Genomic DNA, 15,919 nt, shown 5'->3' with positions numbered 1-15,919 from the left:
TTTAGGGTTTAAAATTAAATACAATTTACGTAAAAAAAGTGTATTTAATGTATTCTTAACTTTTTCAGTAAGTCAGCTTTATACGTTCTTCCAATGGGTAAACGATGTGTATTGATATAAATCTCGTTTCCAGAAATTTTACTTACATAATTGGTATTAATTATATACGATTTATGGATCTGAACAAACTGTTGTTTTTGTAGTTTCTGTGTCCAATTTTTAAGGGAGTCTAAAAAGGAAAATCGTTGATTTGTTGCTACCAAAGTGATGTAATTTCGGTCAGATTCTAAATACAATATATCATCTAACACAATTTTATGAAGTGTTTTATCTACGTTTAAAAAAATGGAGTTTTCTGAAGTATCACTCTTTTTATTTTCTTCTTTTTTAGATAATACTTCTGCTTTATTAATAGCTTTTAAAAAGCGATCAAATCCAAAAGGTTTAACTAAATAATCCACAATAGTCTCCAACTCAAAACTACTAACAGCATAATCTGGATATGCAGTAGTCATAATAATTGCTGGTAGATTTTTAATGGTTTTAATAAAATCTAAACCAGAAATACTAGGTAAATTAATGTCTAAAAAAACAATATCTGCGACTTGAGTTTTAAAAAAAACATGAGCCTCTAAAGCCGATTGAAAAGTCCCAATCAACTCTAAATTTGGCAACTTACTTATATAATTTTTAAGTAAGTTTTGTGCCGGTTTTTCGTCTTCAATAATTATGCAAGTCATGTTAAATCTAAGGTTAAAACCACTTCAAATTGCTTATGGTTTGTAATGACTAATGTGTGTTTGTCTGGATATAGTAAATCTAATCTTTTTTTTAAGTTATTTAATCCTATTTTAAATTCTGTGGTATCTGTATTTGCACTGTCAAAATCATTTTTACAACTACACGATAATACTTTATTTTGTTCTTCGATATCAATTGAAATTACACTATTTAACGTACTATGTTTAAACGCATTTTCAATAATAGTAATCAATAATAAAGGTGCAATGTTTAGTTGCTGATTTGTAATTTTTGTTTGATAATGTATCTGTTTAACACCTTCTGTCCTAATCTTTTGAAACTTGATATAATTCTCTAAAAAATGAAGCTCTTTCTCTAAAGTTACATATTGAGAATTACTCTCATACAATACATGTTTTAAGTTATTGGAAAGCATCAAAATTAGTTCTGGTGTTTCCGCAGGTTTTTCAATAGAATACGAATAAATTGTATTTAAATTATTAAACAACACATGAGGGTTTATCTGAGATTTTAAAAACTTTAACTCCATTTGGGTGTGTTGTTTTATCATGTCTTCTTTTTGGTTTTGCTCGTCTAAAAACCGAAACAACATCCATATAAACGAGAAAAAAATAAGTGGCACCAAGGTTTGCCAAAGGTAGTCGCTTAAGCATTTCATTATAGAACAGCCACATTGTGCAAACACATTACAATACAGTTGGGTAGCAAAAAAAGAAATAGCTATAAAAAGCAGACTGTATAGCAAGTACCATTTTCGTTTTACAAAAAAGGGTAATAAGATAAAATTATTGACATAAACCAATACGACAAGGATAGACAGGTATTGCAAAAAAGGGTTTTCTGCCCAATAGTATCTAGAAAAAATAAACAAAGACACCAAAATAAATAGCATCCAAAAAAGGAGGTGTACTAATATCTGTGAGGTATGCTTTTTAAGATTTATCATAATTAATGTTGAAAGTAAATATAAAAGCTAAAACCATCAAAAAACAAAGTACAAAAACCACAAAAAGCGTTACAAACAACACATTTAATGCAGTTAGTAAACCTAAGTCTGTCGTTGGTTAATATTTTTTAAAAATGATACAACTTACAATTAAGTTTGAAATCATCAACCATAAAACCAATAGATATGAAAACCATTTTCCTTTTTTTAACAACCTTTTTTAGCGTCACTATTGCTATCTCTCAAACCGAAATGAATACTGAAGTTATTGACGATAAAGGAAATGCAAAATTATTAGGACCAATTAACAAGGAAGGTCTTCAAAATAACACTTACAAAGACTGGTTTAACAAAAATTATAACGATTATATCGTAAACGAAAAATTGGTAGAAACCTTTAAAGACTCACTTAAAGACTACAAAATAAAAGTATTTTTAGGGACTTGGTGTGGAGACAGCAAACAGGAAGTACCACGTTTTTATAATGTATTGGAAACTGCAAATTTTAATTTGGACAATCTAGAAGTTATCGCTTTAGATAATGAAAAAACGCACTATAAACAAGGTCCAAATGGCGAAGAAAAAGGATACAACATCCACAGAGTGCCTACTTTTATTTTTTATAAAGACAACAAAGAAGTAAGTAGAATTGTTGAACATCCTGTTGAAACTTTAGAGCGTGATATAGAAAAAATAGTCACAAACCAGAGATACACTTTTAATTACATTGCTGCAAACTACATACAATATTTACTTGCAGAAAAAACAATAGAAGAATTGCAAAATGAAGAAAAAATATTGGTTGCCCAGCTGTCTGAATTTGTAAAAGGTAGTCGCGAGTTAAACACCTTAGGCTATGTGTATCTTCGAGCTAAAAATTACGAAAAAGCAATCTACACTTTTAAACTAAACACACTTATATTTCCTTACAAACACAATGTTTATGACAGTTTAGGAGAAGCCTATTTTGAAAATAAAAACTACTTAGAGGCTACAAAAAATTACAACAAAGTGTTAGAGTTAAATCCAGAGGACGAAAACGCATTGGACATGCTTAAAAAAATTAAATTAGTAACCAAAGAGTAACACTAAACTTATCTAATAGGATGCTTTATATTACTGTCTTGTTTTTTATCTTTGAATGGATAAAAAACTAATAATTATGAGATTTTTAAAATTCCTTTTACTTTTTATAACATTTAATGTTTCTGCCCAACAAGGTGGTATGTGGATTCCTTCTTTATTAGAAGGGATGAATGAAACCGAAATGACTAACCTTGGTAGTAAACTGACTGCTAAAGATATTTATGACGTCAACAACTCGAGTTTAAAAGATGCAATTGGACACTTTAATGGAGGCTGTACCAGTGAGGTTATCAGTGACAAAGGATTAATATTAACCAATCACCATTGTGGATTTGGACAAATACAATCACATTCGTCTTTAGAAAACGATTATTTGAAAGATGGTTTTTGGGCAATGACTTTAGACGAAGAATTGCCAAACGAAGGATTATACATAGAATTTATTGTTAGAATAGAAGATGTGACAGATCAAGTTCTTGCTGGAATATCTGATAACATGACTGAAAAAGAAAAACAATCTTTAATTGATAAAAACAGTAATGCTTATCAAAAAACGGTTGCTAAAGAACCTTGGCAAGACACCAAAATAAAGTCGTTTTATAACGGAAATCAGTACTTTTTATTTGTTACAGAACGTTTTGAAGATATTAGATTAGTTGGTGCTCCACCAACAAGTATTGGTAAGTTTGGAAGCGATACAGACAATTGGGTGTTTCCTAGACACACTGGAGATTTTTCGATGTTTAGGATCTATGCAGATGAAAACAATAGACCTGCAAAATATAGCAAAAACAACAAACCATATAAACCAAAACACTTTTTACCTGTCTCTTTAGATGGCGTTGAAGAAGGAGATTTTACAATGGTTTTTGGCTTTCCTGGTCGTACAAACGAATATTTACCAGCTGTAGCCATTCAGCATATTACAGAAGAATATAATCCAACAAATATTGCTATTCGTGAAGCAGCTTTAAAAGTTATTGATGCTAAAATGAAAGAAAGCGATGCTGTTAGAATTAAATATGCCTCTAAACAAGCACGTATTGCTAATGCTTGGAAAAAATGGATTGGCGAAAATCTTGGGATCGAAAAAAGTGATGCAGTAGCTAAAAGACGTGCATTTGAAACCACTTTTACTAAAGCTTTAAAAGAAAAAAACTTGGAGGATAAGTATGGACATATCTTATCTGATTTTGACAAACTATATAAAGATTTTGCTCCAATAAACATCAAACGTAGAAATTTTATTGAGGTCTTTTTGGTGACAAACGAGTTGATGCAAATGACTCTTAGAGCCTACCAAATGGAACAAGCTATAGATGCAAACCCAGCAGCTTTTGAAACAGCAAAAGCTGGATTAGTAGCTAGATTAAAAGGGATTCATAAAAATTATGATGTCTCTGTGGATCGAGGCGTCTTTAAAAATGTAATGCCATTTTACACCAACAATGTAGATGCTTCTATTTATGATAAAACAGCGTTTACCAACTTAGACACTGCTTTAAAATTATTAGAAGGTGACGTAAAAGATGTTCTTAAAAAACTAAACAAAGATGCAGCATACCAATATGCAAAACCATTAATTGAAACGTTTTACAACTCTATTGATAAAGAATACCAAGAAAAAAACGAACCGATTACTGCGTTACAAACCAAATACATGACAGCTTTAATGGAAGCCTTACCAAACGAAAGATATTTTCCGGATGCCAATAGTACACTTCGTGTAACTTATGGTCAAGTTAGAGGGTATTCTCCTAGAGATGCAGTGTATTATAATCCTGTAAGTTACTTAGATGGTGTTGTTGAAAAGTATGTGCCTGGTGATTACGAGTTTGATGTACCCGAAAAACTTTTACAACTTTACAAAGACAAAGATTACGGACAATATGCAGATAGTAACGGAAAAGTACCTGTTTGCTTTTTAGGAACCAACCATACCACAGGTGGTAATTCTGGTAGTCCTGCTATTGATGCACATGGTAACCTGGTAGGATTAAACTTTGACAGAGTTTGGGAAGGCACTATGAGTGACATGTATTATGACCCAGAAATTTGTAGAAACATCATGGTAGATTTACGTTATGTGCTATTTATTGTAGATAAATATGCTGGTGCAACACATTTAATTGACGAAATGAAATTGGTGCATCCTAAAAAGCAATAAGTCATAATCAATTCAAAGAATGAAACACTTACTAATCTTATCCTTGATAATTCTTTTTTCTTCTTGCTCTTCCAAAACAGATGCTGAAGAAAACGATTTTATAAAGGATTACTTAGAACGATTAGAAAATTCTAAAACGTATTTAATTCTTGTTGCACAAGAGATGCCAGAAGACAAATATGTGTTTAAAGCGTCTCCAGAATCCATGAGCTTTTCGGAACATCTAATGCATATTGCTTGGGCTATGGATTGGCACAGTCAATCTTTGTTAGGTGGTCGTAAAGCAAGAGATTGGGACACAGACTTAGAATTAAAAGTTGATAAAAAGTCTAAAAAGGAAATGATTACAACCATTGACAAAACATTTAATCAAACGGTAAAATTAATTTCAGAATTTGACACTACTAAGCTGAATGATAGATTGGATTATTTAGGATTAGAGAGATCTAAACGACAAATTTTTCTATTGCTCGCTGACCATATTTCCCACCACAGAGGACAAATGCTTGTTTACTTAAGATTAAATGGACTTAAGCCACCTAGATATGTTTTGTATCAATAAATTTAGTGCAAACAAATTAGTTTTAAATTAAAAGGATTACACAATCTCCATCTTTTTCAACAAGAAACTAGCATTCATATTCTGACAAACGCCTTTTTTAAAAGTATAATCAAAATACAATTCGTCATCAATAATCTGCGCATCAAAATAGTAGTTTTTAACTTCCTCTAATTCACTTTCAATGTCACATAAACTTAAATCGTGAGTGGCGATTATTCCTGTGGCGTGACTAGCGACAAGTTTTTCGACAAATTTTCTGGAGCCAATTGCTTTGTCTGTGCTGTTTGTTCCTTTTAAAATTTCGTCTAAAATAATAAAGTAATTATCTTCTTTTATAGCATCTACAATATACTTTAATCGTGTTAATTCAGAAAAGAAATAACTACTATCGTCTGTTAAACTATCGCTTGTTCGCATGCTAGTAATTAGTTTTACAGGACTGTAAATAGACGATGTTGCACAAACGGGTAATCCAACATTAGCCATAACAATATGCAAGGACACAGTGCGTAAAAAGGTGCTTTTTCCTGCCATATTTGCTCCTGTAATAATAAAAAACTCTTGATTTTTTATTTCAAAATCGTTGTCAATACGTTTTTCTGTTTTTAATAATGGATGTCCTAGTTGAGTGACTTTAGTGTCTTTATTAACTTCAACAATATCAGGATATACATACTGTTGGTGATTAAAAGCATAATTACCAAAACTGTTATAAGCATCAAAAAAGCTAACCACATCAAACCAATGACTTACTGTAGATTTATATTGTTTAATCCATTGCTCAATAGTATACGTGTGCTTTATGTCTGTTAAAAAATAACCGTTTCCGAAGATTGCAGAAATTAAATTATTACGGTTATCCAGAGCATCCATTGCTTTAGATAATTCGTTTAATATAGTAGATGCTTTTTTCTCTTTTAAGTTAATTTCAGCTTGTTTTTCTAATAACAATTTAGATGTAAATGTTTCTGTTTCAATAGCATGTAATAAAGCTGAATATTGCCTAAATGTATCACGCATTTTGTCTGTATTTACACTTAATACATTTATTTTTTTAAGGTAACGACCAGTTATAAATAAACCAATAAATAACCAATAACCTATTATAGCAATTGGGATAACTTTAGTAAAAGCTAATACACCAATAACAAGGGTTATTAGAGACATTACTAAAGGAATAAACTTAAAAATTTTAGGTAAAAACGACTGATGCGAATTTAAAAACTTAAGTATGCTTTTAGCATCTGTTTCCACTTGTATTAAACTTGCAGTAGCCTGAAACTGTTGTCGCCATTCTGTTTTTTGAGACAATTCTTTAATGGCATCCTGCCTTGTAGTAATATTTTTAATATCATTAGCTTTTAAATTATTGGTAAGTGTTATTGTACCATCTACTGTTGCTGTTCTGTCTAAAAACTGAAAAAAACTACCGCGTCCAAACAAATCGATATCTAAAGCATAGTTATGTTTAGAATTTAGAAACTGTAAGCCTTCTTGTTTATGAAAAAAATCTCCAGATGCTATTTTAATTTCTTCTTGATTAATCTGCAACAACTCTTGCTTTAAACGATATGCAGATTTTATATTGGTATAATACGATAATAATACAATAAATATAATAGTACCAGTTATTAAAACACCTCCAAACACCAACCAATTACTAAATGTAAAATACAGTCCAACCGCAGTTGCTATAAACACTAAAAGTCTAGCAATACTTAAACTAGTTAACTGTTTGTAGCGTTTAGAAAGCTCAGAAGTGTACTGTGCAATGTTGGATTTATAAAAATTGGTTGTATTTGTCATATATTATGCAAATTAATAATGTTATATATTTGTTAAATAAATAATACTCAAAAATAATGTTAATTAAAAATAGATTTGTAAAACTATTTTTACTATCCCTTTTAGTTTTTAGCTGTAATGAACTAACTACAGAAAATAAAACACCAAAAAACTATCTTCTAGAACAACTCACTCCAGAAGAAACTGGTATTGATTTCTCCAATCTTTTAAAAGAAGATGAAAACCATAGTATCATTAATTACATATACTTTTATAATGGTAGCGGTCTTTGTGCAGGAGACATCAATAACGATGGTTTAAGCGATTTATATTTTGTGTCTAACCAAGGTGACAATAAATTATACCTTAACAAAGGTAATCTTAAGTTTGAAGACATCACAAAAAGTGCGAATGTAAATTCTAATTCAGACTGGAATACTGGTGCCACCATGGTTGATATTAACAATGATGGATTATTAGATATTTATTTATGTTCTGTTTCTGGGATACTTGATTTTAAAGGTAATAACGAACTTTTTATAAATAATGGTGATGGCACATTTACCGAAAAAGCTAAAGAATATGGATTAGATTTCTCAGGTTATTCTACACAATCTTACTTTTTTGATTATGATAAAGATGACGATTTAGATGTCTACATCGTCAATCATGCAGTACACACCAATTTGTCCTATGGTCCTGCTTCACAAAGACATAACAGAGCAGATTTAGTTGGCGATGTACTATTAAAAAATGATAACGGTAAGTTTGTTGATGTAAGTGAAGAGGCTAATATTTTTGGTGGACCTAATGGTTACGGGTTAAGTGCCTCTATAGCAGATTTCAATAATGATGGTTGGGATGATATTTATGTATGTAACGATTTTCATGAAGATGACTATTACTACCTAAATAATCAAGATGGTACATTTACAGAAAGTCTATCGGATGCGTTTTCTACCATTAGTCGATTTTCTATGGGAAGTGATGCTGCAGATATCAATGGAGATGGTTTTGTAGACTTGATAACTTTAGATATGCTTCCAGATCAAGAAAAAGTCATTAAACAGACTGAAGGTGATGATGCTATGTATAACATGCAAAAACAGTTAAAAAAGCTTGGTTACAGAGATCAAATTTCCAGAAATATGCTTCAAATAAATAATAAAGGAGACTATTTTACTGAAACAGCTTCTTTTAATAATATTGAAGATACTGATTGGAGTTGGGGACCGCTTTTTGCAGATTTCGACAATGATGGCTATCAAGATTTATTTATTTGCAATGGTATAATAAGACGACCAAATGATTTAGATTTTAGAAAATATGTGTCAAGTACATTTAAAAAATACGGTAGTCATGAAGGTTTAAAATGGTTATATAAATCTATTGATAAAATGCCTACTGGCGAATCTTCCAACAGGATTTTTAAAGGAAACAACAGTAAGTTTGAAGATAAAACTGGACAATGGATAGCAGATACTCCATCGTTTTCTAATGGAGGTATTTATATAGATTTAGATTTAGATGGCGACTTAGATATTGTCACCAATAATCTTAACGGGAAAGCCGAAATTTTCAAGAATAAAACTAACAAAAGTAAAAACTATTTAACCCTTACATTTAATTATAAAGGCAATAATAAAGAAGGCTTAGGGACTAAAGCAATATTATATTCTAATGGCACTTCACAGTTTAAACAACTGTATAAATCAAGAGGATTTTTATCTGCTGGAGACGGAAAACTATATTTTGGATTAGCTGATAATTCTGTGGATTCATTACATATTATTTGGCCTAATAATAAGTTGCAAAAAATTACTACAGTTGACATTAACAAAAATCTTAAAATCGATTATCAAGATTCTGCAACACCTTATTCCTATCCTAATTTAAAAGCGAATACGATCTTCAAAAAAGAAACTTTAATAGATTACACACATATTGAAGATACCTACGACGATTTTTTCCATGAACGATTAATACCATACAGAGTTTCTATTCAAGGTCCAGCAGTAGCAATTGCTGATATTGACAATAATGGGTTTGAAGACATTTTTATTGGCAACACTTCTGGTAAAGAAGCAAAGTTATTTATGAATAATGGTATGTCATTTAATGAAAAAGAAGTTGCCGATATCAAAAAAGACTTGCTATTTGAAGACAATGTAGCTACATTTTTTGATGCAGATGGTGACAAGGATTTAGACCTTTATGTTGGTTCTGGAATAGAACTTATTAGAAGAAAAGCGTTTGAAAACGACCGTTTGTATATTAATAACAATAACACCTTTGAAAAATCCACCAGCAAAATTCCAGATAATTTAAATAACACCTCAAGTGTGGTGGCTTATGATTATGATCAAGATGGAGACCAAGATTTATTTGTCGGTAATTTATCTAATCCAGATCATTTTGGGTTAAATCCAACCTCTTACATTTTGGTCAATGATGGTCAAGGTAATTTTACTAAAGACCAAACGTTTAGCTTAAATATTAAGGTGTCTTCTGCAACTTGGAGAGATATTAATAATGATGGAGTTAAAGACTTATTAGTGTCTTCAGAGTGGGATTCTCCTAAAATATATATCAATAATACAGGGAGTTTAAACCCAATAGAAATACCTGAACATTTAAATGGACTTTGGCAAACCATTACAACTTATGATATTGATGCAGATGGCGACGAAGATATCCTGTTAGGAAACTGGGGAGAAAACACCAGGTTTAATAATGTTTCAACTGAAATACCTTTACGAATGTATAATTTAGATTTTGATAGCAATGGGACTTTAGAAACTATTTTGGCTTATAAAATAGGTGACAACTTTTATCCAGTTAACTCTAAAGACGAGTTAGCCTCACAAATGAACATAATTAGTAAACGCTTTGTGGATTATAAAGATTTTTCGCTTAGACCTATTGAAGAAGTCTTAACACCTCAAGCGCTAAAAAAGGCGACTATCAACGAGGTACAAACATTAACTTCTGGCTATCTTGAAAATAATAACGGAACATTTAACACATTTATCGCGTTTAAAGACCAATTACAATTGGCACCAATCAACTCGTTTGATGAAGTTACAATCAATAACGAAAAAGGATTGGTAGTTAGTGGTAATTCTAACAAAGTTGGTACTTATCATGGTGCCTATTTAGCATTAAAAGGTGTCTTTTTGAAAACAAATGAAGACTTTGAACAGCTTTCAAATTATGGCATAGAGCCTTTTAATGGGCAAGTCAAACAAACTGGGCTTATAAAAATGAAGAACAAAGATATTTTTGTTGTAATAACCAATAATGAAGAGCTTAAAACTTACACCTCAAATTAACGTATTATGATTTTTAAGGTTAAACATACCCTTTCTATTTTAATAGTTTTTGTATTTTTTTCTTGTCAAGAAAAAAATACGCCTATAACAATAACACCTCAACAATTTCATGAAACGGTTGATCAATTAACAAAAGTCATGATTCATGATGTGTTTTCGCCACCTGTTGCTAGTAGAATTTATGTATATCCTAACATAGCTGCTTATGAAGTGATTAGTTATAATAACCAGACCTACAACTCATTAACTAATCAATTAAATGATTTTGAGCAGCTTCCAGACATTACACTCAAAAAAAACACCAACACACCATTAGCAGCCCTTATTGCTTACATGGAAGTAAGTAAGGAATTGGTATTTTCTAGAGAAAAACTTCTTGTTTACACAGACAGCTTATACAACCATTGGTCAAAAACTAATTTAAAAGAATTTAATGACGCCAAACTGTTTGGAGAGCAAGTTGCAAATCATGTTAAAAACTGGATGCATAAGGATAAGTATATTGAAACCCGAAATATGCCAGTCCATAATATTTTAACTGACGATCCTTTTAAATGGGTGCCAACTCCTCCAGCGTTTATGGCTGGTATAGAACCACACTGGAATAAAATAAGACCACTAATCTTAGATTCGACCAACCAATTTAAGCCTAAAGCACCACCAACACCTTCTTTAGACAAGAGTAGTGAGTTTTACAAAGAGCTCATGGAAGTTTACGCCATAGGAAATCTAATTAGAGAAGAAGGTAACGATTCAGAGAAGCTAAACATTGCTAAGTTTTGGGATTGTAATCCCTATGTATCTGTAAACAAAGGACACTTTATGTTTGCAGAGAAAAAGATTACTCCTGGAGCACATTGGATTGGCATTTGTAAAATAGCTTGTCAAGACGCTAAAAAAGATTTTGAAAGTACAATCTATGCTTATACCAAAACATCCATAGCAATTAATGATGCTTTTATTAGTTGTTGGGATGAAAAATATAGAAGTAATTTGGTGAGACCAGAAACCTTAATCAATAATCATATTGATAATACTTGGTTACCTTTATTACAAACACCTCCATTTCCAGAATACACTAGTGGACATTCAGTAGTTTCTGGTGCAGCTTCAGAAGTTTTAACTACTATTTTCGGAGATCATTTTGCATTTGATGACACTACTGAACTACCATATGGTTTAGGAGTAAGACAATTTACATCGTTTAGAAACGCTGCTCAAGAAGCAGCAATTAGCAGGTTTTATGGCGGAATCCATTATATGTCTGCTGTAGAATTTGGTCTAGAACAAGGTAAAAAAATTGGGCATTTTGTAAATGATAATATTTCGTTTTTAAGCAAATAAAAACCCAAGCGTTAGCTTAGGTTTTTAATGATATAAATTATTTTAAAAGTATGTTTAACCTTTTAAACTCGCTGCTAAATATTCGCGATTCATACGTGCAATATTTTCTAAAGAGATGCCTTTAGGGCATTCCACTTCACAAGCTCCAGTATTGGTACAATTTCCAAAACCTTCAGCATCCATTTGGTTAACCATATTTAAAACACGCTCAGTCGCTTCTACTTGACCTTGTGGTAATAATGCAAATTGAGATACTTTAGCTCCTACAAATAACATTGCAGAAGAGTTTTTACAGGTTGCAACACAAGCACCACAACCAATACACGTTGCAGCAGAAAACGCATCGTCTGCATCTTCTTTGTTAATTGGAATTGCGTTAGCATCAATTGTATTACCAGAAGTGTTTACAGAAATAAATCCTCCAGCATGTTGAATGCGGTCAAACGCAGTTCTGTCTACTACTAAATCTTTGATAACTGGAAATGCTTTAGCACGAAATGGTTCTATAAAAATAGTATCACCATCTTTAAACATACGCATATGTAATTGACAAGTGGTTACACCTCTATCTGGCCCATGTGCTTCTCCATTTATGTATAAAGAACAAGATCCACAAATACCTTCACGACAATCATGATCAAATGCTACTGGCTCTTCTCCTTTTTCTATTAATTCGTTATTTAAGACGTCTAACATTTCAAGAAAAGACATATCTGGTGACACATCGTTGATTTTATAATCAACCATTTTCCCTTTATCGTTAGCGTCTTTTTGACGCCATATTTTTAACGTTAAATTCATAAATCTAGTTTTTAGAAATTAGCGAAAAGTGAAGAGTTTTACGTTTTTTCTTCTATTTTACTTATTAAAGAGTTTAGCATTTTACTAATCTCTATTATTAAGCCCTCTACTGTTTCACTTTCGTTTATGTACTTTAATTCTTTTGTAATTAATATTTGTGTCTCCAATTCAAATAAAGAACCTCTTGCTATTCTCAAAAATTGAATATAATTTTTTCTTGATAATCTTCCCCAACCTTCTGCTATATTTGAAGGAATTGAAACAGAACATCTTCGCATTTGACTAATTAATCCAAACTGTTCTTCATCAGGAAAAGTTTTTGTTACATCATAAACTATAGTTACTAATTGCATTGATTTTTGCCAAACTATTAGTTCTTTATATGACTTTATGTTACTCAATTCTTTTCGCTATTCTCTATTCGCTTTAGCCTATTTATAACTTCTTTCTTTTACTTGAATGTTCTCATATACTAAATCTTCTTTATGAAGCACTGCATCTTTTGGTTCTCCTTTATATTCCCAAGCAGATACATATTGGAACTCTTTACGACGCATCGCTTCACCTTCAGGTGTTTGATACTCTTCTCTAAAGTGTCCACCAGCAGATTCTTCACGCTGTAAAGCGTCTTTAGCAAATAATTCTCCTAGTTCTAAAAAGTCTGCCACACGTCCTGCTTTGGCTAATTCTTCATTAAACTCGTTTGCAGTTCCTGGTACTTTAACATCTTTCCAGAATTCTGCTCTCAGCTCAGAAATTTCAGTAATTGCAGATTTTAAATCTTCAGCATTTCTAGCCATACCACATTTATTCCACATGATTTTTCCTAATCGCTTATGGAAATAGTCTACAGAATGTGTCCCATTATTATTAATTAAATGGTCAATATTTTTTCTAACTTCAGCTTCAGCTTCATCAAACTCTTTAGTATCTGTAGGTATTGGACCTGTTCTAATATCATCAGATAAATAATCTCCTATCGTGTATGGTAATACAAAATAACCATCTGCTAAACCTTGCATTAATGCAGATGCACCTAAACGGTTAGCACCATGATCAGAGAAGTTTGCTTCTCCTATAGCATATAATCCAGGTACTGTTGTCATTAAATTATAATCTACCCAAATTCCTCCCATAGTATAGTGTACCGCAGGATAAATCATCATAGGTGTTTCGTAAGGGTTTTCATCAACAATCTTCTCGTACATTTGGAATAAGTTACCGTACTTATTCTTAACTACCTCTTGCCCTAATTTTTTAACTAAAGCAGCATCGTTTTCATCTAAACCTTTAACGTGTGCTTGTTCTTTTCCGTAACGTTCTATAGCTGCAGCAAAATCTAAGTATACAGCTTCACCTGTTGCATTTACTCCATAACCAGCATCACAACGTTCTTTAGCTGCTCTAGAAGCTACATCACGAGGTACTAAGTTACCAAATGCTGGATAACGACGCTCTAAATAGTAATCGCGATCTTCCTCAGCAATTTGCGTTGGCTTTAAGGTTTTATTTCTAATAGCTTCAACGTCTTTTTTATGTTTTGGTACCCAAATACGTCCATCGTTACGTAACGACTCAGACATCAACGTTAATTTAGATTGATGGTCTCCAGAGACTGGAATACAAGTTGGGTGAATTTGAGTATAACAAGGGTTTGCAAAAAATGCTCCACGCTTGTGGGCTTTCCAAGCTGCAGTCACATTACTTCCCATTGCATTAGTAGATAGGAAAAATACGTTACCATAACCACCAGTTCCTAAAACGACTGCATGAGCAGAATGTCTTTCAATCTCTCCAGTAATTAAGTTACGAGTTATAATTCCTCTAGCTTTACCATCTACTTTTACAACGTCAAGCATTTCATGACGGTTGTACATTTTTATTTTTCCTCGTCCAATTTGACGGTTCATTGCAGAGTATGCTCCTAACAATAACTGCTGACCTGTTTGTCCTGCAGCATAAAACGTACGAGATACTAACACACCACCAAATGAACGGTTATCTAACAATCCACCATATTCTCTAGCAAAAGGAACACCTTGAGCCACACATTGATCGATAATGTTAGTTGACACCTCTGCTAAACGATACACGTTAGCTTCACGAGAACGATAATCGCCTCCTTTAACAGTATCGTAAAATAATCTGTAGGTAGAATCTCCATCTCCTTGGTAATTTTTTGCTGCGTTTATTCCTCCTTGAGCTGCAATAGAGTGCGCACGTCTTGGAGAATCCTGAAAGCAAAATGCTTTAACATTGTAACCTAATTCTGCTAAAGTAGCAGCAGCAGATCCACCAGCTAAACCTGTACCAACAACAATAACATCTATGTTACGTTTGTTAGCAGGATTTACTAAGTCTATGTGGTTTTTATAATTAGTCCATTTGTCTGCAAGTGGACCTTGAGGTATTTTAGAATCTAAAGCCATATTAGATATTGTTTTTAATGATTAAAGTGATGAAATAATGCAATGAAAATAAATCCTAACGGAATACCAATTGCATATACTTTGCTAAATCCTTTTAATCCTTTGGTGTATTTATTATTTGCTCCAACAGATTGGAAAGCAGAATTAAATCCGTGTAATAAGTGTAGGGCTAAAAACACAAATCCTATACAATATAAAGCTACTCGCCATATTGGTTCAAACTTATGCACTAACTCTTCGTGATATCTAAACTCTCCATTAGGTAAAGTCCCTGACATATCACCTACAATGTATTTAGTGTTGATTTCAGGAATCCAGAAATCTATAAAGTGAATAACTAAAAACACTAAAATGAAACCACCACTCCAAATCATATTACGACTCATCCAAGTGGAATTTGCAGATCCATTATTTTTAGCGTAGCTAATTGCTCTTGCTCTGTTGTTTTGGATTTCTAAGATAAATCCCATAACAAAATGAAAAATAACACCAAAAATCAATACTGGCTGTAATAAGTATTGCACAGCCCAAAATGTTCCCATAAAGTGAGACGCTTCGTTAAATGCATCTGCACTAAAAACAGAAAGAATATTGATTGCAAAATGTTGTAAAATAAAAATCATTAGAAAGAATGCTGAAAGAGCCATAGCAAACTTTCTTCCTATTGAAGAATTAAAAATTCCGCTCATTATAATTGTAGTTAAT

12 protein-coding genes are annotated in these 15,919 nt (G+C 32.0%); 5 read left to right on the top strand and 7 right to left on the bottom strand.

Going from position 1 to position 15,919, the window contains the following annotated elements; all coding sequences use genetic code 11:
- Window positions 1-44 precede the first annotated feature (44 nt).
- Together LY08_RS01730 and LY08_RS01725 are read right to left on the bottom strand one after the other, a co-directional pair.
- The gene (locus LY08_RS01730) at window positions 45-740 is read right to left on the bottom strand and encodes a LytR/AlgR family response regulator transcription factor (RefSeq protein WP_111658712.1); all 696 of its coding nucleotides are present in this window, start codon (window positions 738-740) and stop codon (window positions 45-47) included.
- Window positions 737-1,708, bottom strand: coding sequence for a sensor histidine kinase (locus tag LY08_RS01725; RefSeq protein WP_245907531.1), 972 nt, complete (start codon window positions 1,706-1,708; stop codon window positions 737-739). The genes LY08_RS01730 and LY08_RS01725 overlap by 4 nt, the downstream gene beginning before the upstream one ends.
- Before the next feature lie 186 nt (window positions 1,709-1,894).
- Here LY08_RS01725 and LY08_RS01720 point away from each other — a divergent pair, with 186 nt between their 5' ends.
- The 3 genes from LY08_RS01720 (at window position 1,895) to LY08_RS01710 (ending at window position 5,523) form a co-directional block, all read left to right on the top strand.
- Window positions 1,895-2,794, top strand: a complete 900-nt coding sequence (locus tag LY08_RS01720) for a tetratricopeptide repeat protein (RefSeq protein WP_111658710.1) — start codon at window positions 1,895-1,897, stop codon at window positions 2,792-2,794.
- 76 nt (window positions 2,795-2,870) lie between these two features.
- Window positions 2,871-4,961 (top strand): S46 family peptidase, encoded by a 2,091-nt coding sequence (locus tag LY08_RS01715; protein WP_111658709.1) that lies wholly within the window; start codon window positions 2,871-2,873, stop codon window positions 4,959-4,961.
- A 19-nt stretch (window positions 4,962-4,980) separates the two neighbouring features.
- The gene (locus tag LY08_RS01710) at window positions 4,981-5,523 is read left to right on the top strand and encodes a DinB family protein (protein WP_111658708.1); all 543 of its coding nucleotides are present in this window, start codon (window positions 4,981-4,983) and stop codon (window positions 5,521-5,523) included.
- A 36-nt stretch (window positions 5,524-5,559) separates the two neighbouring features.
- On the opposite strand, the gene LY08_RS01705 is transcribed toward LY08_RS01710, so the two are convergent.
- A complete protein-coding gene (locus tag LY08_RS01705; protein WP_111658707.1) occupies window positions 5,560-7,329 on the bottom strand; it encodes a MutS-related protein in 1,770 nt (589 codons plus the stop codon).
- Window positions 7,330-7,385: 56 nt separating this feature from the next.
- On the opposite strand from LY08_RS01705, the gene LY08_RS01700 reads away from it, so the two are divergent.
- Both LY08_RS01700 and LY08_RS01695 read left to right on the top strand, forming a co-directional pair.
- Complete coding sequence (locus LY08_RS01700) at window positions 7,386-10,640, top strand: VCBS repeat-containing protein (RefSeq protein WP_111658706.1); 3,255 nt, start codon at window positions 7,386-7,388, stop codon at window positions 10,638-10,640.
- Window positions 10,641-10,646: 6 nt separating this feature from the next.
- Window positions 10,647-11,984 (top strand): vanadium-dependent haloperoxidase, encoded by a 1,338-nt coding sequence (locus LY08_RS01695; protein ID WP_111658705.1) that lies wholly within the window; start codon window positions 10,647-10,649, stop codon window positions 11,982-11,984.
- A gap of 54 nt (window positions 11,985-12,038) precedes the next feature.
- On the opposite strand, the gene LY08_RS01690 is transcribed toward LY08_RS01695, so the two are convergent.
- The 4 genes from LY08_RS01690 to LY08_RS01675 are packed head-to-tail and all read right to left on the bottom strand — an operon-like array spanning window position 12,039 to window position 15,903.
- Window positions 12,039-12,785, bottom strand: a complete 747-nt coding sequence (locus LY08_RS01690) for a succinate dehydrogenase/fumarate reductase iron-sulfur subunit (RefSeq protein ID WP_111658704.1) — start codon at window positions 12,783-12,785, stop codon at window positions 12,039-12,041.
- Window positions 12,786-12,823: 38 nt separating this feature from the next.
- Window positions 12,824-13,186: a four helix bundle protein gene (locus LY08_RS01685; protein ID WP_111658703.1), complete on the bottom strand. Its 363-nt coding sequence runs from the start codon at window positions 13,184-13,186 to the stop codon at window positions 12,824-12,826.
- Window positions 13,187-13,216: 30 nt separating this feature from the next.
- Complete coding sequence (locus tag LY08_RS01680) at window positions 13,217-15,214, bottom strand: fumarate reductase/succinate dehydrogenase flavoprotein subunit (protein ID WP_111658702.1); 1,998 nt, start codon at window positions 15,212-15,214, stop codon at window positions 13,217-13,219.
- A gap of 14 nt (window positions 15,215-15,228) precedes the next feature.
- A complete protein-coding gene (locus LY08_RS01675; RefSeq protein WP_111658701.1) occupies window positions 15,229-15,903 on the bottom strand; it encodes a succinate dehydrogenase cytochrome b subunit in 675 nt (224 codons plus the stop codon).
- Window positions 15,904-15,919 lie beyond the last annotated feature (16 nt).

Origin of the sequence: Olleya aquimaris (assembly GCF_003259525.1) — a bacterium.
In the GTDB taxonomy this organism is placed as follows: Bacteria; Bacteroidota; Bacteroidia; order Flavobacteriales; family Flavobacteriaceae; genus Olleya; species Olleya aquimaris.
Note: the sequence above shows the minus strand (reverse complement) of the source record. Positions and strands in the feature narration are given on the sequence as shown.